This window comes from Rhodococcus sp. NBC_00294, assembly GCF_036163995.1.
GTDB lineage: Bacteria > Actinomycetota > Actinomycetes > Mycobacteriales > Mycobacteriaceae > Rhodococcoides.
On sequence record NZ_CP108043.1, the window covers coordinates 4,494,329 to 4,517,798 of the forward strand.

A 23,470-nucleotide genomic window follows, 5' to 3' on the forward strand; every position below is an offset into this window, starting at 1 on the left:
GCGGGTACACCCTCCGTCAGGGACTCCCTCGACCGCTGATGCGGGTGTCGACTGGAGACATGACCACTTCCGTGAAGGCGTACGCCGCCACCGCAGCAGACGAGCCACTGTCCCCCTACACCATCGACCGCCGCGATGTCGGACCTCACGACGTCCGAATCGACATCGCTTTCGCCGGAATCTGCCATTCCGACATTCACACCGCCCGCGGCGAATGGGGCCCCGTTCCGTACCCCCTCGTCGTCGGTCACGAGATCGCGGGAATCGTGGCCGAGATCGGCTCCGAGGTCACGAAGCACGCGGTCGGCGACCGCGTCGGCGTCGGCTGCATGGTCGACTCGTGCGGCGAGTGCGCCCAGTGCGTGAAGGGCCTCGAGCAGTACTGCCTCGTCGGCAACATTCAGACCTACGGCAGCACCGACCGTGACGGCACGGTCACTCAGGGTGGCTACTCGCAGCAGGTCGTCGTCACCGAGCACTTCGTCGTCACGATTCCCGAGGGCATCGAGCTCGACGCTGCGGCGCCGCTGCTGTGCGCCGGCATCACCACGTACTCACCGCTCCGCCACTGGGGCGCAGGACCCGGCAAGAAGGTCGCCGTTGTGGGGATGGGTGGACTCGGGCACATGGCCGTGAAGCTCGCGCACGCCATGGGAGCCGAGGTCACGGTCCTGTCGCAGTCGCTGGCGAAGCAGGAAGACGGACTACGTCTCGGCGCGGACCACTACTACGCCACCGGCGATCCGGACACGTTCACCGAGCTCGCCTCCACGTTCGACCTGATCATCAACACCGTCAGCGCGTCGATCGATCTGAACGCACATCTGTCGCTGTTGGCCGTCGACGGTGCCATGGTCAACGTCGGCGCGCCGGCGGAACCACTCCCCCTGCAGGTCTTCTCGCTCATCCCGCACCGCCGTACCTTCGCAGGATCCGCCATCGGCTCGATCGCGGAGACTCAGGAGATGCTCGACTTCTGCGCCGAGCATCGTCTCGGAGCCGAGATCGAGGTCATCTCCGCAGACAAGATCAATGACGCGTGGGAACGCGTGCTCGCCTCCGATGTTCGCTACCGGTTCGTCATCGACACGGCGACGCTGGCCTGACCGCGCGAGGGGTGTCATGACAGGGCCTCCCTCATCGCCTCCGGTCGTCCTACGCTGAATTCATGGACACCAAGGCCGAGGTTCGCGAGTTCCTCATGACCCGCCGCGCGAGGTTGACACCGGAGGCAGCGGGCATCACGACCAGTGGTACCCGTCGGGTGGCCGGCCTGCGTCGCAGCGAAGTGGCGTCGTTGGCCGGCCTGTCGGTCGAGTACTACGCCCGCATCGAGCGGGGCGCCATCGGCGGTGCATCGTCGTCGGTGCTCGACGCGCTCTCGCGCGCCCTGCAGCTCACCGACACCGAACATGCGCATCTGCTCGATCTGGCTCGCGCGGCCGACGGTGTCCCCACGTCGGGACGCCCCCGTCGCAGGGCGGAGCGCATCACCCCACCGCGCATCAGCCTGCAGTGGGCACTCGACTCCATCACCGACGGCGTCGCATTCGTACGCAATCGACGGCAGGATCTGCTGGCCACCAACGAACTGGGAAAAGCGTTCTACGCGCCCGTCATCGGTGACGGCGGCCGGGTGCCCAACCTGGCTCGGTTCCAGTTCCTCGATCCGCTGTCGCGGGAGTTCTATCCCGACTGGGACTTGTTCGCGCAGATGTGCGTCTCCATCATGCGTGCGGAGGCCGGCCGGGACCCACACGACAAGGGCCTGCAGGACCTCGTCGGCGAACTGTCCACACGCGACGAGACCTTTCGCAGGCTGTGGGGAGCGCACGACGTCCGCACTCACGGCGCCGGGACCAAACGCTTCCACCATCCCGTCGTCGGCGAGGTCCACCTCGCCTACGAGGAACTGGTGATCACCGCGGACCCCGGTTCCGTCCTCATGGTCTACACAGCGGAGCCCGGATCCCCGAGCGCGGATCGACTGCGACTGCTGGGGTCCTGGTCGACTGAAGCAGCCCGTTGATCGTGGAATCGAGACTCCGGAATCCGGGGTCTCGATTCCACTGTCGTGATCGCGTCGCGACGGTTCAGGACGACGCCCACACACCCAGCACGGTGCCGCTCGGATCGGCGAAGTGGAAGCGTCGTCCACCCGGGAAGTCGTAGGGGCCGGACACCACCGATCCGCCTGCGGCCTCGACCGCCTCGGCCGATGCGTCCAGGTCGTCGGAGTAGAGCAGCACGAGTGGTCCTCCCGCCGGCGCGGGGGTCTCGACCACGGCCAGCCCACCGACCTCGGCGCCGTCGGCTCCCACGATGCCGGCGTACGTCGGGCCGTAGTCGACGAACGTCCATCCGAAGGCACCCGCGTAGAAGGCCCGAGCGACCGTCAGGTCGGTGACCGACAGCTCGATGTAGTCGATGCGGTGGTGCCTGGTCGTCGCCATTGCCCGATCATGCCGGTCGAGCACGCCCGGCGCGTGTCCTTCCGCGGGACCTCTGTCGCCGAGTGGCAACCCGCCGACCGCACGAGTAGTGTCCTCCCACGGTGTGCCGGGAAGTCTGGTCGGCGGTCGCTTCCGCGACCCCGAACGACGTCCAGCAGGAAGAGGCACCTCGACATGATGCTCGCCGTCGACACGGGCACGTACCGGACCACAGCAGGCCGAGACGCCGTGCAGGAATGGTGCCGACGCAGACTCGCCGACTGGTCCACGCCGCACACCGTTCGCCGGATCGACACCTCGCTCGGCTCGACCGTCGTCACGTCCGTCGTTCGACCCGACGCGCAGCGCACCGTCGTGGTGGTGCCCGGCGAGCTGTCCTGCGCGGCACTTCTGACGCCGCTGATCGATGCGATGCCCGACGCCACGGTGCATGTCGCCGACATGCCCGGCCAGCCCGGGCTCAGTTCGGGGGTGCGCCCGCGCCGGGGCCGGGCCTCGGCCGACTACGGTCGCTGGCTGGAGGACACCCTCACGCAGATCGGCGGCCCGCGGCCGGTTCTGCTGGGCATCGGGAGCGGCGCCGCGGCGGCCCTCTCCGCCACCTGCCGATCGTCGGTCGGCGCGATGGTGCTGGTCCGTCCCGAAGGCATCGTCCCGGTCTCTCGCCCCGATGGGCGGTTCCTGCGACGCCGCACGTCAGCGCACAGCACCTCCAGGGCGGTGGCCGCACTCTGCGGACAGCATTTCCGTCCGGACGACGACCTGGTGGAATGGCGACTTCTGGTGTCGACGCATTGCGCCGGAACGCGCGCGGATCGCCACATCTCGGAGCGGCGGCTCGCGGAGTGGAGCCGCGCGGTGCCGCTCGAAGTGGTGGCGGGATCGTGTGATCCGGTGCTCGACCACCGTCGACTGGACGACCAGGTGTGGGAGATCACCGGTCGGGACACGACGGTGCTCGACGACTGCGGTCACCTCCCGGAACACGAATGCCCGCGGGCGCTCACCGCCGCGATCGAGCGGGTCGACCGACTGGTCCGGACGTAGCGGATTCGCGTCCACCCCGGCCTCACCGCCATGATCGACTGACCGATCGTCTATTTCTCAGGATGTGAACAAGTGAATTCAGTACGATCCGCCTGGCGCGGAATACGCAAACCGGTATTCATTCCCGCGTCCGCGATCATCGTCGCCATGATCGTTTTCTCCGTCATTTTCGCGGGTACCGCGGCCGACGCATTCGAGGCCCTCAACGGGGCCATCACCGACGGTGTCGGATGGTGGTACATCCTGACGGCGACGGGATTCGTCGTCTTCGCCCTCTACTGTGGAGCCAGCCGTATCGGCAACATCCGCCTCGGCCGCGACGACGAGAGCCCCGAATTCGGCGTCCTCTCCTGGTTCGCGATGCTCTTCAGCGCCGGTATGGGCATCGGACTGGTGTTCTACGGCGTCGCAGAACCGTTGTCGCACTACATCACTCCCCCAGTTGCCGGGGGTGTCGACGGATCGACCGACGCGGCCGCCAACCAGGCCATGGAGCTCACCCTGTACCACTGGGGTCTGCACGCATGGGCGATCTACGTCGTCGTCGGTCTCGGACTCGCGTACATGACCTACCGCAAGGGCCGCCCCCTGTCGGTTCGCTGGCTCCTCGAGCCACTGCTCGGACGGCAACGGATCGAGGGCGGTATCGGTCACGCCATCGACGCGATCGCCATCATCGGAACGCTGTTCGGCGTCGCGACCTCACTCGGTTTCGGTGTTCAGCAGATCTCCGCCGGTCTGTCCTACCTCGGCTGGGTGGAGACGAACAATTGGCTGACCATCGCCCTCATTGCCTTCGTCACGTTGCTCGCCACGTATTCCGTCGTCTCGGGTGTGTCGAAGGGCCTGAAATGGCTCTCCAACATCAACATGGCACTCGCCGCCGGCTTGGCTGTGTTCGTCCTGATCGCCGGACCGACGCTGTTCCTCATGCAGTCGTGGGTGCAGAACCTCGGTGGGTACGTCCAGGCGCTGCCGGAATTGATGCTCCGTACATCGCCTTTCGCCGAGGACGGGTGGGCCGGCGCCTGGACCATCTTCTACTGGGGATGGTGGATGAGCTGGGCACCGTTCGTCGGCATGTTCATTGCACGGATCTCGCGCGGCCGCACGATCCGCGAATTCGTCTTCGGCGTGCTGCTCGCACCGACTCTCGTCGGCTCGCTGTGGTTCACCATCTTCGGTGACTCCGGAATCCTCCGTCAGCGCAACGAGGGCACCATGCTCGCCGACGACGGAACCGTCGGCACGGACACGAGCCTGTTCCAACTTCTCGACGGTCTTCCGCTCGCGACCGTCACGAGCGTTCTCGCCATCGCGGTGATCGTGTTCTTCTTCGTCACCTCCTCGGACTCCGGCTCGCTGGTCATCGACATCCTCTCCACCGGTGGTGATCTCGACACACCCAAGATCACCCGCGTCTACTGGACCGTGCTCGAGGGCGTCGCTGCCGCTGTTCTGCTGCTGATCGGTGGATCCGGATCACTCACGGCCTTGCAGACGGCGTCGATCGCGACCGCGGTGCCGTTCTCGATCATCATGGTGCTGGCGTGCGTGTCACTCCTCAAGGCCTTCCGCTACGAGGTGGCCACCACGCCGTCCTATGTCCGGATCACCCCTGCCGGAGATGCACCGCCCGTGGACGGCACGACACCGGCGAGACGGCCGGAGCGCGGCGGTATCTCCACCACGTTCGCCGGTCTGTCCCCGTCGAAGGACGGCCTGTCCACTCCGTCCGGGCTGCTCGCGGTCCAGTCGGTACCGCAGAGCCGACTACAGATCGACCCGGACACCGGCGCCGTCCAGTACTCGGAGCACGACGAGCCGGTCGATCCGCTCGGCGGCGAGGTCTTCGACACCCCCGAGTTCGCGGACTCCGCCGAAGGCGAAGCCCACCAACGCCGTACCGACGCCACCGCGTACGACAACTCCTGATCGTCAGAGCACCGAAGGGCACCCCATGACGTCATCCTCGCCACCTCCCACGCGTCGCAGTCTGCTCTCGCGGGGGTCGTGGTCCGAAGCCTCGCGCATCACCGACGTGCTGCGCAAGGAGACCGTCGGGGGTGCCCTGTTGCTGGTCGCCACGGTGATCGCTCTCGTCTGGGCCAACTCCCCGTGGTCGGCCGCCTACGACACGCTCATGGCGACACGAGTGGGCCCGTCCGCGCTCCACCTCGATCTCACTCTCTCCACGTGGGCCGCGGACGGCCTGCTCGCGATCTTCTTCTTCGTCGTGGGCCTCGAACTCAAGCGCGAGTTCGTCGCCGGCGACCTCCGCGACCCGGCGCGTGCGGCCCTGCCCATCGCGGCCGCGATCGGCGGCATGGCCGTGCCCGCACTGATCTTCGTCGTCGTCAATCTGCGCACCGGTGACGGCGCACTGCTGGGGTGGGCCATTCCCACCGCGACCGACATCGCCTTCGCGGTCGCCGTTCTCGCCGTCGTCAGCACGCACCTACCGCTCGCATTGCGCACCTTTCTGCTCACGCTGGCCGTCGTCGACGATCTCCTCGCGGTGACGGTGATCGCGATCTTCTACACCGCCGACCTGAACTTCGTGGCGCTCGGCGCCGCGATGATCCCGCTCGCCCTCTTCGCCGTCGCCGTGCAGCGACGGATCCGGTCGTGGTGGATTCTCGTTCCCCTCGCGGTCGTCACCTGGGTTCTCATGCACGAGTCCGGCGTTCACGCCACGGTCGCCGGCGTGCTGCTCGGATTCGCGGTGCCGGTGATCCGCAGCCGCGCCGCCGGCGGTCCGGAGGCCGGACCCGGTATGGCTGAACACTTCGAACATCGCATCCGACCTCTCTCTGCCGGTGTCGCGGTGCCGCTCTTCGCATTCTGCGCCGCCGGCGTGACCGTCGGCGGCGTGTCGGGCTTCTTCGAGGCGCTCGGCGACCCGATCGCCATCGGCATCGTCGCGGGACTGGTGGTCGGCAAGACCATCGGCGTGCTGGGCACCACGTATCTCGTGTCCCGCTTCACCCGTGCCACTCTCGATGCCGGACTCGCGTGGCGTGACGTGTTCGGCGTCGCCGTTCTCGCCGGCATCGGTTTCACCGTCTCGCTGTTGATCGGCGACCTCGCCTTCGGTGAGAGCACCGAGCGAGACGATCACGTCAAGGTCGGAGTTCTGACCGGATCGGTGATCTCGGCGTGCATCGCCGCCGCGATTCTGCGCAGCCGCAACCGCGCGTACAAGCTGATCCACGAGGAGGAGACTCGCGACGACGATCACGACGGCATCCCCGACGTGTATCAGCGCCGCGAGGAGAGCTGACTCAGAGTTCGGTGACCGGCGTGCGGGCCGCGAGCAGAGCTGCGAACTCCTCGCCGTAGGCAAGATGGCGTCGCAACGTCTCGCACCGGTCCAGCGCCTTGTCGTGGCACTGGTCGACGAACTGTGTTGCGGCAGCGCGGTCCTCGTCGTCGGCATCGCCGTTCCCGAGGACGTCGAGAGCTGCGAGCAGCTCGCCCATCTCGGCCAGCGTGAACTCCAGCGGCTTCATTCGCCGGATCACCAACAACCGCTCGACGTCGGCCTCGGTGTAGAGCCGGAATCCGCCGGCCGATCGCGCCGACGGGACGACGAGACCCACCGAGTCGTAGTGGCGCAGTGTGCGAATGGACAGTGCCGTGCGCTCGGCGACCTCACCGATCTGCATGCTCTCGCCCACTGTCCCGCTCCTTCGTCGTACGTCGAGTGTGCGTCGACTCTAGTTCCGACCCGGAGACCGGGCCCGATCAGTGTCCTGCGCCGAGGTTTCCGCTGAGCCGGTCCCGTCGTTCCACGGACGACGCGTTCAGCCCCACGATCTCGACCTTCTTGCCCCTCGCCGCGTACTTCGTGGTGACGGCATCGAGCGTCGCGACCGTGGAGGCGTCCCAGATGTGGGACTCCGACATGTCGATGACGATGTTCTCGGGGTCACCGACGTAGTCGAACTGGTGGATCAGATCGTTGCTGGAGGCGAAGAACAGCTCTCCCAGGACCTTGTAGACGCGCGTGTTCTCGTCCGGGTGCGCCACGTCGACCACCTCGGTGAGGTGCGCGACCCGCCGCGCGAAGAGCACCATCGCGGTGACGACACCCACGACGACGCCGTAGGCCAGATTGTGGGTCGCGACGGTCACGGCCACTGTGGCGACCATGACGAGCGTCTCGCTCTTGGGCATGCGCCGCAGGGTCGACGGACGGATGCTGTGCCAGTCGAACGTGCCCACCGAGACCATGATCATGACCGCGACCAACGCGGCCATCGGGATGAGTGCCACGATGTCGCCCAGTCCCACCACGAGGATCAGCAGGAACGTCCCGGCGAGGAAGGTCGAGATCCGGGTACGAGCGCCGGAGACCTTCACGTTGATCATGGTCTGGCCGATCATCGCGCAGCCGCCCATGCCGCCGGTGAAGCCCGTGACGAGGTTGGCGACACCCTGGCCCCAACCCTCGCGGGTCTTGTTCGAGCGCGAATCGGTGATGTCGTCCACCAGCTTCGCGGTCATGAGTGATTCGAGCAGACCCACCAGTGCGATGGCGAGCGAGAACGGCGCGATGATCGACAGGGTGTCGAGGGTGAACGGCACGTTCGGGAGCAGCAGCGTCGGAAGCGAGGACGGCAGCTCGCCCTCGTCGCCGACATCGGGAACCTGCAGCGCGAACACGAGGGTGGCGGCGGTGAGCATCACGATGGCGATCAACGGTGCGGGCACGACGGTCGTCAGCTTGGGAAGGAACACCATGACCACGAGACCCACTGCCACGAGGGGATACACCAGGGCGGGCACGCCGATGAGGTAGGGCAACTGCGACGTGAAGATGAGGATGGCGAGCGCGTTGACGAACCCGACCATCACGCTGCGCGGAATGAAGCGCATCAGCTTCGCCACTCCGACGACGCTGAGCACGATCTGCAGGACGCCACCGAGGATCACGGCGGCGATGAGGTAGTCGAGGCCGTACTCGCGTGACAGTGGCGCGACGACGAGGGCGATCGCTCCGGTGGCGGCGGAGATCATGGCCGGACGACCGCCGACGATCGAGATGGTGACCGCCATCGTGAAGGACGCGAACAGTCCGACGCGGGGATCGACACCGGCGATGATGGAGAACGAGATCGCCTCCGGGATCAGCGCCAGCGCGACGACCAGGCCCGCCAGCACCTCGGTCTTCAGACGTCGAGGTGAGCGCAGCGCGGCCAGCACCGAGGTGTCCTCGGGTGGGGCGACGGTCGAGCCGGCGTGGGACATGACGAGCCTCTTTCACGGTGCGGGACTGCCGGAGGCCGAGCACGGCCCTCCGCTGGGCGGAACCCTACTCTCACCGGAGAGTAGAGTGCGAATTGACCGAGACCATCGACAACCGTCAATATAGAAGAATGTCGAATCAGTCAGAGCCCGCCACGGGTGTCCGATGCTCGCCCCTGGTTCGTGAACCTCTGACCGAGCAGCAGTCGCACATCCTCGCGTCGATGTTCAAGGCGCTGGGCGACCCGGTCCGGTTGCGCCTGCTCAGTCTCATCGCGAGTCACGACGGTGGGGAGGCGTGCGTGTGCGACATCTCCGGATCCTTCGACCTGTCGCAGCCGACCATCTCCCACCACCTCAAGGTGCTTCGCCAGGCCGGCCTGCTCGACTCCGAGCGGCGCGGAACCTGGGTCTACTACCGCGTGGTTCCCGATGCGCTGCAGCAGTTGTCGGCCGTCATGGCCACCGTCGACCCGACGGTGGTGACCGCATGAGCACCGCGGCGAACACCAGCGACCACCCCGCCGTCGTCGGCAAGCTCTCCACCCTCGACCGCTTCCTCCCGGTGTGGATCGGCGTCGCGATGGTCGTCGGGCTGCTGCTCGGTCGCGTGATCCCCGGGATGAACGACGCCTTGTCGTCGATCTCCGTCGACGGTGTGTCCCTGCCGATCGCGATCGGCCTGCTGATCATGATGTACCCGGTGTTGGCCAAGGTCCGCTACGACCGGCTCGACACCGTCACCGGTGACAAGAAGCTCCTCCTCGGTTCTCTCGCTCTGAACTGGATTCTCGGCCCCGCCTTGATGTTCGCGCTGGCCTGGCTGTTCCTCCCCGACCTGCCCGAGTACCGCACCGGACTGATCATCGTCGGACTCGCCCGCTGCATCGCGATGGTCATCATCTGGAACGACCTCGCCTGCGGCGACCGCGAAGCCGCCGCCGTTCTCGTGGCGATCAATTCGGTCTTCCAGGTGATCATGTTCGCCGTCCTCGGCTGGTTCTACCTCTCCGTGCTCCCCGGCTGGCTCGGCCTCGACCAGACCACCATCGAGGCATCACCGTGGCAGATCGCGAAGTCCGTGCTGATCTTCCTGGGCATCCCGTTGATCGCCGGATTCGCCTCCCGGTACTTCGGCGAACGCGCCAAGGGCCGCGACTGGTACGAGACCTCGTTCATCCCCAAGATCGGGCCGTGGGCGCTCTACGGACTGCTGTTCACCATCGTCGTCCTGTTCGCCCTGCAGGGCGACCGCATCACCTCCCAACCCCTGGACGTCGTCCGCATCGCGCTCCCGCTGCTGGTCTACTTCGCCGTGATGTGGGGCGGCGGATACGCCCTCGGCGCCGCCATGGGCCTGGGCTACGAACGCACGACGACCCTGGCGTTCACCGCGGCGGGCAACAACTTCGAACTCGCCATCGCCGTCGCGATCGCCACCTACGGAGCCACCTCCGGCCAAGCCCTCGCCGGCGTCGTCGGACCCCTCATCGAAGTCCCAGTGCTCGTGGGACTCGTCTACGTCTCGCTGGCACTGCGCAGACGATTTTCACCCGCCCGACAGACGAAGGAATCCTGATGTACCGCAAGCCGAGTGTGTTGTTCGTCTGCGTGAAGAACGGCGGCAAGTCGCAGATGGCCGCAGGGCTGATGCGCACGGTCGCCGGTGACGATGTCGAGGTGCATTCCGCCGGGACTGCCCCCGGCAGTGCAGTCAATGCTCTGTCGGCCGAGTCGCTGCGTGAGGTCGGAGTCGATCTCACCGGTGAGCACCCCAAGCCGATCGATCCGGATCTGATGTCCCGGATGGACTTCGTCGTCACCCTCGGCACCGAGGCGACCGTCGACCCGGTCGAGGGACCGACCTACCTGAACTGGGACACCGACGAGCCGTCGACGCGAGGTATCGAGGGCATCGAGCGGATGCGCCTGGTGCGCGACGACATCGCCACGCGCGTCGACGAACTCGCGGCGCGACTGCGGATCTGACACGGGCCGCACCCGACGGCCGGCACTCCCGTCGGAGTGGCGGCCGTCGGCCGGAGGTCAACCGAGAAGTTGTTCCATCCTGGCGATCTCGGCGTTCTGCGTGTCGACGATCGTGCGAGCCATCGCGACCGCGTCGTCGTTCGAGCCCTCTTCGATCTCCGTCTCCGCCATGGCGACCGCACCTCGATGATGGTCGATCATCATCGTCAGCCACCGCTGGTCGAACTCGTCGCCGGACAAGGCCGTCAGGGAGGCCATGTCCTGCGAACTCATCATTCCGCTCCCCGACCCGTGATCCATGCCCTGCATGTCGTCGGGCGTTGCCGACGGAGACGGCTGACCCCACTCCGCCAGCCATGAGGCCAACTGGTCCATCTCGGGTCCCTGCGCGTCCGCGATCTCGTCGGCGAGCGTGACCACGTCCGGGTTCGTGGAACGCCCGTCGACCATGGAGGCCATCTCGACAGCCTGAGCATGGTGCGGGTACATCATCGATGCGAACGCGACGTCGGCGTCGGCGAAGTCCGCAGCGGGATCCTGAGACGGCGCGGACTCCATGGACGAGGAACCCATCGAGTGGCCCTCCATCGACGCGGACGACCCGTCGTCGCCACAACCGGCGACGAGGGCGACTCCGATCGCGGCAGCGGCGAGAGTGGTGACTGTCGTGTTCTTGACATGCATGGGCGTACTCCTGAGGTGTGTCGAACGGGATAGGGGTCTGAATCGACGTGCGATCCGTCGGGGCATCACTGCCCCGGGCTCCCCGTCACACCCGCAGAAGTACCGAGTCGTCCAGCGAGGACAGCGCCCATGGTGGAGCTCGACCTGCGCGGGCGACGATCATGACGACACGGTCGGATGCGTCATCGAGCGCCGGCAGGCACTCGACGGCCCCGATCGGGACCGACATCGGCGGGAACGAGGTGACCGTCCCGATGCACGGATGCATCATGTCGTGACCGCCGGGGCACGGCAGTCGCTCCGCCGCCGGACCGGGCTCCGCGGTGTGCGTGGCGGCGTCAGCGTGGACCTCCGCGTCCATCGACGCGTGGTGGTTCGGCATCGCTTCATGGGCCGCGGCGGTCTGGACGGGCACCACCATGTGCATCAGCACCACGCCCAGTGCGATCGAGACGGCCCACCAGGCCATCGGCACAGCGAGGGTCAGCGAACGTCGCTGCCGAAGACTGTGCAACACGGCCCCAGCGTACCGACGAGTACCCCCTGGGGGTAAGTCGGGCGGTCGTCGCACCGACACCCGGCAACCTCGGTCAGATACCCCAGGGGGTACTTGCATACCCCCCCTCGTATGTGACACGGTGTGCGCAGTACAGCGGATCGAACGCGGAAGGAGTGTCCTGTGGGCCCCCTTGCCGAATGCTCACAGTTCCACCGCTGAGCACACCCTCACACCACTTCTCGACGATGGCCGATCCAGGCCGCTCAGATACCCCCACCCGTATAGGAGTCCACCGTGTCCCAGTCCGACACCGTCGCCGAATCCCTGCCAGGCGACCACCACGACAGTGCCCCCGGCCGCCTCGGCCGGTGGGGCGCAGCCATGGTCACCCGCCGCCGCTGGGTCTTCGGCACCTGGCTGATTCTGCTGATCGCCCTCGGATCCGCTGCACCGTCGGTGTTCTCGTCCCTCGCCGGCGCCGGGTGGCAGGCGAACGGATCGGAATCGGTGCAGGTCCGCGAGCTCGCCGAGGAGCACTTCGGCGGCAACTCCTCCGCCGCGGTGCAGGTCGTCGTCCACAGCGACTCCGGTGCGCTGAGCGACCCGGCAGCGACCGCCGCGCTCACCGGCGCGACCGACATCCTGAACGCGGACCCGCGTTTCGGTGAGATCGTGCCCCCGCAGCCGGGGATGACGATCAGCCCGGACGGACACACCGGCATCCTCATCGCCGGCGCCGACGGCACCACCGACGAGATGGTCACCGCCGTCGACGACGTCAAGGACCAGCTCACCGCACTCTCCGGCGACGGTGTCGAGGTCTACCCCACCGGAGCGTCGGCGCTGTGGTCGGACTTCAACAAGGCCAACCACGACGCGATGATCCAGGCCGAACTCATCTCCTGGCCCGTCACCCTCGCCATCATGGTCCTCGCGTTCGGCTCGCTCGTCGCCGCCGGACTCCCGCTGCTCTTGACCATCGCCGGTCTCGTCGCCTCCGCCGGCGGGCTGGTCCTGCTGAACGAGATCACCCCGATCTCGGTGTGGGCCATGAACTTCGCCATGATGTTCGCCCTCGCACTCGGCATCGACTACGCACTGTTCCTCGTCGCCCGCTTCCGCGACGCCCTGCGCTCCCGCGATCCCCGCGCGGCCGTCGCCGAGACCATGGACACCGCCGGCAAAGCCGTGGTCCTGTCCGGACTCACCGTCCTCGTCAGCTTGTCCGCCGTGCTGATCGTCCCCGCCCCCGCGGTGCGGACCATGGCCGTCGGGATCATACTCGCCGTCACCTTCGTCCTGCTCGCCACCCTCACCCTGCTCCCCGCCGCCCTCGGCGCGCTCGGACCGAAGGTCGATGCCGCGTCCCTTCCCTACGCCAAGCGTCAGCAGCACCGCTCGTCGGTGTTCGCCGCGTGGGGCGCTCTCCTGCACAAGCACCCGTGGCCGTTCGCGCTCGCCTCGATCGGCGTCCTCGTCGCACTGGCGCTGCCTGTTCTCGGCCTGAAGGTCGCGATGCCGTCGATCTCCGTCGTCCCCGAGGACGCGCCCGTGCGGCAGGGCTACGCCCTCGTCCAGCAGCAGTTCGGCGACGGAGCCCCCGGCGCACTGCAGATCGTCGTCTCTGACACCGACTCCGCAGACACGGCCGCCGCCGCGGCGCAGGTGTCCGGCATCGCCATGGTCACCCCACCGCAACCCGCCGCCGACGGCTCCGGCTACGCACTCCTGCAAGCGATTCCGGCGGTCGACCCCTCCGACGAGTCGATGGGCACCATCCTCGCCGACCTGCGCGGCGAGCTCCCGGAGTCGGCGCTGGTCGGCGGCGCCCCCGCGGAGAACCTCGACCTTCAGCAGGCCCTGAACGGCTCCCTGCCGCTCGTCGTCACGATCATCCTGATCCTCGGGTTCGTGCTGCTCCTCGTCGCACTGCAAGCACCCTTGATCGCGTTCCTGGGCACCGCGGTCAGCCTGCTCTCCACCGCCGCCGCGTTCGGCGTCGCGAAGCTGATCTTCCAGGACGGGCACAGCGCCTCGCTGCTCGGCTTCACTCCGCAGGGCTTCCTGAACGGCTGGGGACCGGTGTTCTTCTTCGCGATGATCTTCGCCATCGCCATGGACTACACCGTGTTCCTCCTCGCCACCGCCAAGGAGCACTTCGAGCGCACCGGCGACGCGACGACGGCGATGATCGACGGTCTCGCCCACTCCGGGCGGGTCATCTTCGCCGCGGCCGCGGTGATGGTGGCGGTGTTCTTCACCTTCGCCCTCGCCGACCCGCTCCCGCCGAAGGAGATGGGCATCATCCTCGGCGTCGCCGTGCTTCTCGACGCCATCCTGATTCGGTTGATCCTGTTGCCCGTCCTGCTCCGACTGACCGGCTCCGCCGCCTGGTGGTCACCGGCCTGGCTCCGCAAGGCCCTCCCGTCCATCAGCTTCTCCCACTGACACCCCCGACCGAAGGACGACACTCGTGACCATCGCTCTGACCACCACCCTGACCGACACCGACTTCGACACCGCCGTCCAGCGCACCCGAGACGCCCTGGCAGAGCAGGGTTTCGGCGTGCTCACCGAGATCGACATGCAGGCCACCCTGAAAGCCAAGCTCGGTGAGGACATGGAGCGCTACCTGATTCTCGGCGCGTGCAACCCGCCCCTGGCCCACCGCGCCGTCGGCGTCATGCGACAGATCGGCCTGCTGCTCCCCTGCAACGTCGTCGTCCGCGAGGACCCGGACAACGCCGACGTGATCATCGTCGACGCCATGAACCCCGACATCATGGTCCAGTCGACCGGGGTGCCGGCGCTCGGCGACGTCGCCCACGACGCAGCGACCAAGCTCCGCGCTGCCATCGCCACGCTCGCCGACGAACCGGCACCCGGACACTGAGACTCTGATGCCCCCGGGGGTACCATCGGAAGCTCACGGCAGTTCTGACAGGAGTTCATCATGGTCGGCGACGACGACAGCATCGCACTGGTACTCAACCGACTCCGGCGCGCCAACGGCCAACTCACCGGGGTCATCTCGATGATCGAGAACGGCCGCGACTGCAAGGAGGTCGTCACCCAGCTCGCCGCCGTCTCGCGCGCGCTCGACAGGGCAGGGTTCAAGATCGTCGCCACCGGCCTGCGCGAATGTATGACCGGTGCCACCGCCGACAACAAAGAACCCATGACCGAGGCGGAACTCGAGAAGCTGTTCCTCGCACTCGCGTGACGAGACGAGCACTCCTGCACACGGCGGCCCGACCGCGCGTCGCGCTCGCTGTCGTCGCCCTGACCCTCACCGCGTGCGCTCCCTCGGGCGGTGTGCCCGTCTCGCCGGCTCCCACGTCGAGTCGAGCAGAGCGCGACGACGTCTCGACCGGACTGCAGGCTGTCGAGGAGCGCTACGACGTGACGGTGGGTGTCAGCCTCCTGAACACCGGGACCGGCGAGACGATCAGCTATCGCGGAGCCGAACGTTTCGGTTTCGCTTCGACAGTGAAGGTGTTCCTGGCAGCCGAATTCCTGCGACGAACCCCTGAGGACGCTCGGGACGACCTCGTGAGGTGGACCGCGGCCGACATCGAGCGCGCGGGATATTCACCGGTGACCACGGCACGTCTGGACACCGGACTCACGGCGGCCGAGTTGGCGGAAGCGGCCGTGCGGGAGAGCGACAACACGGCGACCAACCTCGTGTTCGACCAAATCGGCGGTCCCGCAGAGCTCGATGCGGCTCTGTCCCGACTCGGCGACGATGTCACGGACATCGTCGACGTGGAGCCGGGCCTCAACACGGTCGGACCCGACAGCACCGGAAACACCACCACCGCCGACGCGTTCACGACGAGTCTGGCCGCACTGCGGGGTGCCGGCTCGTCGACCGATGCCGACGCACCGACCCTGGCCGAGTGGATGAGCGGGAACGCCACGGGCGACGCACTCGTCCGCGCGGGGGCGCCGAGCGGATGGACGGTGGCCGACAAGTCGGGTGGCGCCGGGGCCGTGCGGAACGACATCGCCGTCGTCACACCACCCGGCCGTCCCCCGCTGGTACTGACGGTGCTGACACGGAAGAACGACGCCTCGGCACCATACGAGGACGCCGCGGTGAGCGAGAGCGCCGCGGTCGTCCTGAACACCGTTCGGTAGCCCCTGAACACCGTTAGGTAGTCTCGGAAAGTATGATCACCGCACCACTCAACGACGACATCGTCCTCGGTGCAGCCGAGCTCGAACGCGTGGATCGGGGCGTGCGCCCACACCGGCTCCCCCGTGCCGTCCGGCAACGCGATGCGGACCCGCAGCTCGCGATGATGGAGGCGCAACCGTCCGGAGTACGTATCGCCGCGCGCACGACCGCCGTCCAGATGGTCCTCGAGGTCCACACCACGCGCATGACCTACCGGGGTGTGATGCGCGACCGGGGCGCCGTCGACGTGGTGGTGAACGACTCGGTGCTTCAGTCGCACGTGCTGTCGGGCGGTGACACCGTCGAGATCGATCCGACCACCGGGACGAGCACGGTCCACCCGGGAACGACGGAACGCATCACCCTCACCGATCTGCCGGCCGGGGAGAAGACGGTCGAGATCTGGCTCCCCCACAACGAACAGGTGGATCTGGTCTCGCTGTCCGCTGATGCCGTTCTGCACCCGGCGCCGACGAGCGGACCGAGGTGGCTGCACCACGGCAGCTCGATCAGCCAGGGATCCAACGCCGCGAGCCCCACGCGCATCTGGCCTGTCGTCGCGGCCCGTCGTGCCGGCGTTCGGCTGCGCAACCTGGGTTTCGGGGGCAGCGCCTTCGTCGATCCGTTCATGGCTCGCGTCGTGCGGGACTCCCCCGCGGACGTCATCAGCGTCAAGCTGGGCATCAACGTCGTCAACCTCGATGCAATGCGCCTTCGTTCGTTCGTTCCCGCAGTTCACGGGTTCCTCGACACCGTCCGCGACGGGCACCCGACCACACCGCTGCTGCTGATCTCGCCGATCCACTGCGCGATCCACGAGAACACTCCGGGACCCGGGGCGATCGATCCCGACTCGTTCGCCGCCGGCTCCGCGAGATTTCGCGCGACGGGCACGGAGGGCGACATCGCGCTCGGACGCCTGACACTTCGCGTGATCCGTGACGCGCTCGCTCAGATCGTCGACAGTCGATCGGACGACCCGAACCTCCACCACCTCGACGGACTGATGCTCTTCGGCGAGGACGACGAACGGCGCCACCCACTTCCGGACAACCTGCATCCCGACACCGACGCCCACGCCGTCATGGGACAGCGTTTCGCGGACATCGCCTTCGGCCCGTCAGGGCCGTTCGCGCCGACGACGACAGACGACGTGCCCGACGACGCGTCGAGAGGGTGACGGTGGCTACGGCCGGATCCGCCGCCACCTCGGGCGTCGACGAGTTGCCGGACGCTGTGTGGAGGCGCGGCGGCCCGGGTATCACTCGTTCACCATGACCAGTGGGCGCGTTGCAGTCGTTCGCGCAACCAGAAGGGACGACCACCCTCGATGGTGAGCGCGGGGAACCACGACGGCGGGCTTCGCACGTCGATTATCACCGACATCGTGGATGTCTGTGTCGATCTGACGGGCGCCGACGGCGCCGCCCTGGTTCTGGCCCCGCCCGGCGACCGGTCGGCGCAGAATGTCGCGTACGTGACAGACGCGACGGCGGCCCGCGTCGCACGGGAACTCCAGGCGATCGGGCTCGGTCCGGTCGTCGACGCTCTCGCCGACGGTGCGGTCCACGATGCCGCGGTGGAGGATTCACTCGATCGCCTGCGGTGGCCGCAGGTGACCGGCGCCCTGAGCGTCCTGGGCGTCGGGTGGCTACGGGTGTTCCCTGTGGGCCCCCGCGCCCGACCGTCGGGAACCTTGCAACTTCACCGACGCACCTGGAGAGGTCGAGGGTGGTCGACGGAGCTCGACGGCCCTCTCGGCCGACTGGCGCACTCTCTCGGCACTCTGTGCGCCACCGACTTCGCCGCCGAGAACGGTGCACAGCCCGGCCCCGACACCGACGTGGTGCACACGGCGATCGGAATGATGGCCGCCAGGCACGAGCTTTCCGTATCCGCCGCATCCGCACTTCTGCGCGCGGTCGCTGATTCTCACGGGCGCTCGTCGGTGGCGCAGGCACGGGTCATCGTCGATTCAGTCGGGCGACGGGGAACCGGCACCTGACCTCGTTGATTGCGTTATGAGGGCAGCCTACCCTTAGCATCAAGGCATGATGCGTATTCCCGGCAGCGTTCCCCGATGGACGAGACGCTCGATCACAGTTCTCATCGCCGCCGTGGCGGTGACCGCGCACCTCGTCGGCTGCAGCTCGTCGGACCCCGCTGACCCCGGTTCGGCGACGACCGCCGATGCATCGTTCCCGAAGACGTTGCGGCACATGTACGGCGAGACTGTCCTCGACTCGACACCCGCCCGCGTGGCCACCTGGGGTGCCGGCGCCACGGATGCCGTGCTGGCTCTCGGGGTGATGCCGGTGGCCATGCCGTCGACCACGTACGGCGGCGGTGACGACCTGACGTACCCGTGGATCGCCGAGTCGATCGCCCGGAACGGCGGTGAGGCACCGGCTCTCCTGGACGACGTTTTGGGTCCCCTGTCGGTCGAGAAGCTCGTCGCAGCCGACCCCGACGTCCTGCTGGCACCACATTCCGGCCTCACTCGGAGCGAGTACGACGCGGTCACATCGGCCGGCATTCCCGTGGTCGCACCGCCGTCCGAGCTCTGGTCGACTCCGTGGCGAGACACGATCGGTGTCACCGGTGAGGTTCTCGGAAAGAGCGTCGAGGCAACGGAACTCGTGTCAGAACTGGACCAGCAGGTCGTCGATGCCGGCGCAGGACACCCCGAGTTCCGAGACCGAACCATCGCCTACGTGTCCGAGGCGCAGGACGTCTACTACCTCCTGCTTCCCTCGGACCCGCGCGTCGAGTTGCTCGAGAACCTGGGATTCACGTCCGATCCGTCCGTCACCGAACTGGCGACCGGTGATTCCACGTTCTCGACCGCGGTGTCGTCCGAGGAGATCTCCCGAATCGATGCCTCTGTCGTCTTCACACAGGTGGACACGGACGCGGCACTCCGGGAGTTCCTGTCATCCGACGTGTCGCGGCAGATCCCCGCTGTGGCGGCAGGTGCCGTCGCCGGATTCGTCGGCCAGGAAGCCGGGGCCGCCATCGGCCCGACGGCACTGACGATTCCCTACTTTCTCCCGACTCTCGTCGACGGCTTGGCGACGGCGGTCGACGCAACGGAGCGGTGACGAACCACGGGACTCACCGGAGCGAATCGACGTCGCGCACCGCACCCTTGTCTGCGGACAGTGCGAGCGCGGCGTACGCACGGAGAGCGACGCTCACCTCGCGCTGCCTGTGGCGGGGCCGGAAGCCGTCGAGGGCAGAACGTCGTTGCGCGAGCACGCTGTCGGCGACGTCCAGTGTGATCGAGCGGTGCGGGATGTCGATGGTGATGCTGTCCCCGTCCTCGACCAGAGCGATCACGCCACCCGCGGCCGCCTCCGGAGACACGTGCCCGATCGACAGACCCGATGTCCCGCCGGAGAAGCGGCCGTCGGTGATCAGCGCACACGATGCCCCGAGGCCGCGACCCTTGAGAAATGCTGTCGGATAGAGCATCTCCTGCATTCCGGGCCCACCGCGCGGACCCTCGTACCGCACGACCAGCACGTCGCCGGCCACGATCCGTCCGGACAGGATGGCGTCACATGCGTCCTCCTGCGACTCCACGACCACGGCCGGGCCGGTGAAGGTGAGGATGGAGTCGTCGACGCCCGCCGTCTTCACCACACACCCGTCGGCGGACAGGTTGCCGCGCAGAACCGCCAGGCCGCCGTCGGCCGAGTACGCGTGCTCCACATCGCGGATGCATCCGCCGGCGGAGTCGAGATCCAACGTCTCCCAACGCTCGGACTGCGAGAACGCAGCGGCGGAACGCACGCATCCCGGTGCGGCGTGGAACAACTCGATCGCGGCCTCGTCGGCACACCCGGACCGGACGTCCCACCGGTCGAGCCAGTCGGCGAGAGACTCCGAATGCACCGTGTGCACGTGATCGTGCAGATGCCCGCCCCTGCGGAGCTCACCGAGAATGGCGGGCACTCCACCGGCGCGGTGCACGTCCTCGACGAGGTAGTGCCCGTTGGGTGCCACCTTGCACAGACATGGGACCATCCGCGAACGCTTCTCGATGTCGTCGAGGCTGTAGTCGAGTTCAGCCTCGCGTGCCGCGGCCAGGAGATGCAGGATCGTGTTCGTCGATCCACCCATCGCGATGTCGAGGGCCATGGCGTTGTCGAACGCAGCGCGTGAGGCGATCTGCCGAGGAAGGACCGACTCGTCGTCGTGGTCGTACCACCGACGGCACAGATCGACCACGGTGCGCCCGGCATTCTCGTAGAGGTCCCGACGCGCCGTGTGCGTGGCGAGCGTGGTTCCGTTGCCCGGCAGAGCCAGCCCCAGCGCTTCGGTCAGGCAGTTCATCGAGTTTGCCGTGAACATGCCCGAGCAGCTCCCGCACGTGGGGCACGCTGACTCCTCCACGCGTGCCAGGTCCTCGTCCGAGACGTCACCGGCGGCGGCATCGGACATGGCGGACACCAGGGTGAGTCGGGTTCGCACGGTGCCGTCGACGAGCACTGCGGTGCCACCCTCCATCGGACCGCCCGAGACGAACACCACCGGGATGTTCAGTCGCAGTGCGGCCATGAGCATCCCGGGGGTGATCTTGTCGCAGTTCGAGATGCACACGAGAGCGTCCGCGCAGTGTGCGTTCACCATGTACTCGACGGAGTCGGCGATGAGATCGCGGGAGGGCAGCGAGTAGAGCATCCCGCCGTGTCCCATCGCGATGCCGTCGTCGACCGCGATCGTGTTGAACTCGCGCGGAATGCCGCCGGCTGCGGTGATCGCGTCCGAGACGATGCGGCCGACCGGCTGGAGATGGGTGTGGCCGGGAACGAACTCGGTGAAGCTGTTCGCGACGGCGATGATCGGCTTACCGAAATCGTCGCCGTTCACCCCCGCGGCGCGTAGTAGCGCGCGGGCCCCCGCCATGTTGCGTCCGTGCGTGACGGTTCTCGATCGAAGTGCAGGCATGGGGACGACGATGCCGGTCGAGTGCCGCGGCAGGAAGACAGCTCCGGTACTGGTATCACCACCACCACCTTCACGCGTGGACGATCGTAGAGTTGCCGTGTGACCACCGACCGGGACTTCGCCGCGCGCCGTGAGCTGGGAGCTTTCCTGCGCGCCCGCCGCTCGGCACTGCCACGGTCGCGGCTCGGGTTGCCGCCCGTTCCGCGGGGCCGGTCGACAGGCTTACGTAGAGAGGACGTCTCGTCGCTGTCCCATGTCAGCGTCACCTGGTACACCTGGCTCGAACAAGGGCGGGACATCCACCCGTCACGCCAAGTCCTCGATGCCGTCGCCGCGACGCTCCACCTCACGCCTGCCGAGCACGATTACGTTCTCGACCTCGCGGGACACCCGCCGACGCCGACCCCGTCGAGCGCGGAGACGACGCCTCCGGCCGTGCAACGTCTGCTCGATGCCCTCACCGATTTCCCCGCGTTCGCTCTCCGTCCGGAGTGGACGATCGCCGGATGGAATCGTGCGTACCGTGCGTTGTTCCCCCGCATCGAGACCGTGGAGGCAGCGGACCGAAACCTTCTGTGGCTGGTCTTCACCGACCCGTACGTGCGCGAGTTGCTCCCGCACTGGGAGTCCGACAGCAGACGCTTCCTCGCAGAGTTCCGGGCGGACGGAGGCGCCGCCCTCGGCACTCCCTCGTTCACGGACCTGGTCGATCGGCTCCGCTCGACGAGTGACACGTTCGCCGACGGGTGGGACAACCGCGACATCGAGGGATTCGCCTCGCGTGAGCGCGTCTTCCGGCACCCTGTCGTCGGAGAGTTGCGCTTCGAGCACCACCAGTTGGCGCCGACCGATCACAAGGACGTGAACATCGTCGTCTACCTTCCTGTCGCGGGCACCGACACTCGCGAGAAGGTGCAGCGCCTGATCGGCGAGTGACGGTCAGACGTCGGCACGGCCTGTCACACGTGGATCGGGTCCGTACAGCGCCGGGACGTCGAGGTGGTCGCGCAGGGTCGTCCCCTCGTACTCTCGGTGGAACAGGCCGCGGTCCTGCAGGACCGGGACGACTCCGTCGACGAGGGCGTCGATCCCTCCGTCGTAGACGTCCGGTGAGACCCAGAAGCCGTCGACTGCTCCCGCCTCGAACCATTCCTGCATGTGATCGGCGGCGTCCGCGGCCGGTCCGACGATGACGGGGTGGTAGTCGATGACGCTGTGCGCGAGCATGTCTCGGACGGTCCAGCCCTCGCGCGCGATCGCCAGAGCGTGACCCGATCGGGGGTCGCCCGGTGACGGGCGGGCCGCGGACAACTGCTGGGCCGACAGTGGTTCGTCGAGGTGCGTGTGGTCGAGGTGCAGTCCCAGCATGCGTCCGAGGTAGGCCGCGCGCTGCGGGAAAGTCCGCCCGCTGAGCAGGATTCGACGATCGAGGGCGTCCCTCCGCGTGTCGGCGATCGACGTCATCAGACCGGCGAAGAACCGGATCTCATCGGGGTCTCGCCCGGCCAGCTCGGCCGCGCGTCGGAACGCATCGCGTTGTGCGCGTGCGTCCTCGATGGTGAATGCGGCACCGATGACGGCGTCGGCGAAACGACCGGCGAGCTCGAGAGAATTCGCGCTTCCACCGGCATGGAAGATGACCGGTTGTCCTTGCTCCGACGGTGGGATGTACAGCGGACCGCGTGAGGCGACATGGGCACCACCGAGGTTGATCGGAGCGATCTGTTCGGCATCCGCGAAGCGGCCGGTCTCCTGGTCGTGCACCCAGGCGGATTCTCCCCAGCTGCCCCAGAGCGACTGCACCAGCTGCACTGTCTCGTGCGCCCGTGCATAGCGCTCGGGCCCCGAGGGCAATGACCTGCCGTAGTTGGCTGCGACATCCTCGCCGCTCGAGGTGACAGCGTTCCACCCCGTCCTACCGTGACTCAGAACGTCGAGCGCCTTGAACTGCCTCGCGAGGGTGAACGATTCGGTGAAGGTGGTCGAGCCGGTGGCCACCAGGCCGATCCGAGTCGTCTCGCGCGCGACAGCAGCCACAGTGATCATGACATCGAGGTTGAAATTCGGCGGCTCGTTCGCGATGTCGCCGACGTGGGTGGGCCCGTCGGGCAGGAACAGGAACTGCAGCTTTCCTCTCTCGGCCGCCTGCGCGTGCCGCACTTTCGCGTCGTAGCTCGCATAGCTGGTGGGATCGACTCCAGGTGCCCGCCAGGAGCCGGGCAGGTTGCCGTACCCGTTGCCCAGATGCATGCCGATGATCATCTGTTCGGACATCGTGTCCTCTTTCTGTGGCAGAGCATTGTGGTCGCGTCGGGAGACGACCGGCTGTCGACATCGACGCCAAGAGGAGGTAGTCTCCACTTAAGCAAGATATGGAGACACTCCCCGCTTTGTCAACAGAGAGGTGACCGA

23 protein-coding genes are annotated in these 23,470 nt (G+C 67.4%); 16 read left to right on the forward strand and 7 right to left on the reverse strand.

All coding sequences use genetic code 11. The features are described 5' to 3' along the window. Positions 1-59: 59 nt before the first annotated feature. Together OHB23_RS21110 and OHB23_RS21115 are read left to right on the forward strand one after the other, a co-directional pair. Positions 60-1,106, forward strand: a complete 1,047-nt coding sequence (locus tag OHB23_RS21110; RefSeq protein ID WP_328810349.1) for an NAD(P)-dependent alcohol dehydrogenase — start codon at positions 60-62, stop codon at positions 1,104-1,106. A gap of 62 nt (positions 1,107-1,168) precedes the next feature. Next, complete coding sequence (locus OHB23_RS21115; RefSeq protein WP_056446493.1) at positions 1,169-2,029, forward strand: helix-turn-helix transcriptional regulator; 861 nt, start codon at positions 1,169-1,171, stop codon at positions 2,027-2,029. Between the two features lie 64 nt (positions 2,030-2,093). On the opposite strand, the gene OHB23_RS21120 is transcribed toward OHB23_RS21115, so the two are convergent. Continuing rightward, positions 2,094-2,453 carry a VOC family protein gene (locus OHB23_RS21120; RefSeq protein ID WP_222639723.1) on the reverse strand — a complete coding sequence of 120 codons (360 nt, stop codon included), beginning with the start codon at positions 2,451-2,453 and terminating at the stop codon, positions 2,094-2,096. Between the two features lie 174 nt (positions 2,454-2,627). Between OHB23_RS21120 and OHB23_RS21125 the strand changes: the two genes are divergently transcribed. From OHB23_RS21125 to nhaA, 3 genes are all read left to right on the forward strand, one after another. Beyond that, positions 2,628-3,500, forward strand: coding sequence for an alpha/beta fold hydrolase (locus OHB23_RS21125; protein WP_285189754.1), 873 nt, complete (start codon positions 2,628-2,630; stop codon positions 3,498-3,500). A gap of 147 nt (positions 3,501-3,647) precedes the next feature. Next, positions 3,648-5,435 (forward strand): BCCT family transporter, encoded by a 1,788-nt coding sequence (locus tag OHB23_RS21130; protein WP_374197695.1) that lies wholly within the window; start codon positions 3,648-3,650, stop codon positions 5,433-5,435. Positions 5,436-5,460: 25 nt separating this feature from the next. Next, positions 5,461-6,783, forward strand: coding sequence for a Na+/H+ antiporter NhaA (nhaA, locus tag OHB23_RS21135; protein WP_328810350.1), 1,323 nt, complete (start codon positions 5,461-5,463; stop codon positions 6,781-6,783). A 1-nt stretch (position 6,784) separates the two neighbouring features. Here nhaA and OHB23_RS21140 read toward each other — a convergent pair whose 3' ends face one another. After that, the gene (locus OHB23_RS21140) at positions 6,785-7,168 is read right to left on the reverse strand and encodes a MerR family transcriptional regulator (RefSeq protein ID WP_051613077.1); all 384 of its coding nucleotides are present in this window, start codon (positions 7,166-7,168) and stop codon (positions 6,785-6,787) included. Positions 7,169-7,247: 79 nt separating this feature from the next. Further along, positions 7,248-8,753: a SulP family inorganic anion transporter gene (locus OHB23_RS21145; protein ID WP_328810351.1), complete on the reverse strand. Its 1,506-nt coding sequence runs from the start codon at positions 8,751-8,753 to the stop codon at positions 7,248-7,250. A 128-nt stretch (positions 8,754-8,881) separates the two neighbouring features. On the opposite strand from OHB23_RS21145, the gene OHB23_RS21150 reads away from it, so the two are divergent. Genes OHB23_RS21150 through OHB23_RS21160 form a run of 3 tightly spaced genes read left to right on the forward strand, consistent with a single transcriptional unit; the run spans position 8,882 to position 10,739 of the window. Beyond that, positions 8,882-9,244, forward strand: a complete 363-nt coding sequence (locus OHB23_RS21150) for an ArsR/SmtB family transcription factor (RefSeq protein ID WP_328810352.1) — start codon at positions 8,882-8,884, stop codon at positions 9,242-9,244. Further along, positions 9,241-10,329 carry an ACR3 family arsenite efflux transporter gene (arsB, locus tag OHB23_RS21155; RefSeq protein ID WP_328810353.1) on the forward strand — a complete coding sequence of 363 codons (1,089 nt, stop codon included), beginning with the start codon at positions 9,241-9,243 and terminating at the stop codon, positions 10,327-10,329. The genes OHB23_RS21150 and arsB overlap by 4 nt, the downstream gene beginning before the upstream one ends. Beyond that, positions 10,329-10,739, forward strand: a complete 411-nt coding sequence (locus tag OHB23_RS21160; protein ID WP_027504392.1) for an arsenate-mycothiol transferase ArsC — start codon at positions 10,329-10,331, stop codon at positions 10,737-10,739. The genes arsB and OHB23_RS21160 overlap by 1 nt, the downstream gene beginning before the upstream one ends. A 57-nt stretch (positions 10,740-10,796) precedes the next feature. Here OHB23_RS21160 and OHB23_RS21165 read toward each other — a convergent pair whose 3' ends face one another. Together OHB23_RS21165 and OHB23_RS21170 are read right to left on the reverse strand one after the other, a co-directional pair. Then, positions 10,797-11,423 carry a DUF305 domain-containing protein gene (locus tag OHB23_RS21165; RefSeq protein WP_027504393.1) on the reverse strand — a complete coding sequence of 209 codons (627 nt, stop codon included), beginning with the start codon at positions 11,421-11,423 and terminating at the stop codon, positions 10,797-10,799. 85 nt (positions 11,424-11,508) lie between these two features. Beyond that, positions 11,509-11,940 carry a DUF6153 family protein gene (locus OHB23_RS21170; RefSeq protein ID WP_328810354.1) on the reverse strand — a complete coding sequence of 144 codons (432 nt, stop codon included), beginning with the start codon at positions 11,938-11,940 and terminating at the stop codon, positions 11,509-11,511. 363 nt (positions 11,941-12,303) lie between these two features. On the opposite strand from OHB23_RS21170, the gene OHB23_RS21175 reads away from it, so the two are divergent. From OHB23_RS21175 to OHB23_RS21205, 7 genes are all read left to right on the forward strand, one after another. Further along, positions 12,304-14,370, forward strand: coding sequence for an MMPL family transporter (locus tag OHB23_RS21175; protein ID WP_328811684.1), 2,067 nt, complete (start codon positions 12,304-12,306; stop codon positions 14,368-14,370). Positions 14,371-14,395: 25 nt separating this feature from the next. Next, positions 14,396-14,815, forward strand: coding sequence for a DUF302 domain-containing protein (locus OHB23_RS21180; RefSeq protein ID WP_027504396.1), 420 nt, complete (start codon positions 14,396-14,398; stop codon positions 14,813-14,815). Positions 14,816-14,875: 60 nt separating this feature from the next. Continuing rightward, positions 14,876-15,145, forward strand: a complete 270-nt coding sequence (locus OHB23_RS21185) for a metal-sensitive transcriptional regulator (protein WP_027504397.1) — start codon at positions 14,876-14,878, stop codon at positions 15,143-15,145. Continuing rightward, complete coding sequence (gene bla / locus OHB23_RS21190; protein WP_328810355.1) at positions 15,142-16,065, forward strand: class A beta-lactamase; 924 nt, start codon at positions 15,142-15,144, stop codon at positions 16,063-16,065. The genes OHB23_RS21185 and bla overlap by 4 nt, the downstream gene beginning before the upstream one ends. Before the next feature lie 32 nt (positions 16,066-16,097). Continuing rightward, positions 16,098-17,285 carry an SGNH/GDSL hydrolase family protein gene (locus tag OHB23_RS21195; protein WP_328810356.1) on the forward strand — a complete coding sequence of 396 codons (1,188 nt, stop codon included), beginning with the start codon at positions 16,098-16,100 and terminating at the stop codon, positions 17,283-17,285. Between the two features lie 150 nt (positions 17,286-17,435). Beyond that, a complete protein-coding gene (locus OHB23_RS21200) occupies positions 17,436-18,110 on the forward strand; it encodes a hypothetical protein (RefSeq protein ID WP_328810357.1) in 675 nt (224 codons plus the stop codon). Between the two features lie 46 nt (positions 18,111-18,156). Further along, a complete protein-coding gene (locus tag OHB23_RS21205) occupies positions 18,157-19,206 on the forward strand; it encodes an ABC transporter substrate-binding protein (RefSeq protein ID WP_235578788.1) in 1,050 nt (349 codons plus the stop codon). Between the two features lie 13 nt (positions 19,207-19,219). On the opposite strand, the gene ilvD is transcribed toward OHB23_RS21205, so the two are convergent. Next, the gene (ilvD, locus tag OHB23_RS21210) at positions 19,220-21,058 is read right to left on the reverse strand and encodes a dihydroxy-acid dehydratase (RefSeq protein WP_328810358.1); all 1,839 of its coding nucleotides are present in this window, start codon (positions 21,056-21,058) and stop codon (positions 19,220-19,222) included. A gap of 99 nt (positions 21,059-21,157) precedes the next feature. On the opposite strand from ilvD, the gene OHB23_RS21215 reads away from it, so the two are divergent. Beyond that, the gene (locus OHB23_RS21215) at positions 21,158-21,994 is read left to right on the forward strand and encodes a helix-turn-helix transcriptional regulator (RefSeq protein ID WP_051613009.1); all 837 of its coding nucleotides are present in this window, start codon (positions 21,158-21,160) and stop codon (positions 21,992-21,994) included. A gap of 3 nt (positions 21,995-21,997) precedes the next feature. Here the strand turns inward: OHB23_RS21215 and OHB23_RS21220 are convergent, their stop codons facing one another. Next, positions 21,998-23,332 carry an NtaA/DmoA family FMN-dependent monooxygenase gene (locus OHB23_RS21220; RefSeq protein ID WP_328810359.1) on the reverse strand — a complete coding sequence of 445 codons (1,335 nt, stop codon included), beginning with the start codon at positions 23,330-23,332 and terminating at the stop codon, positions 21,998-22,000. Between the last annotated feature and the right edge of the window lie 138 nt (positions 23,333-23,470).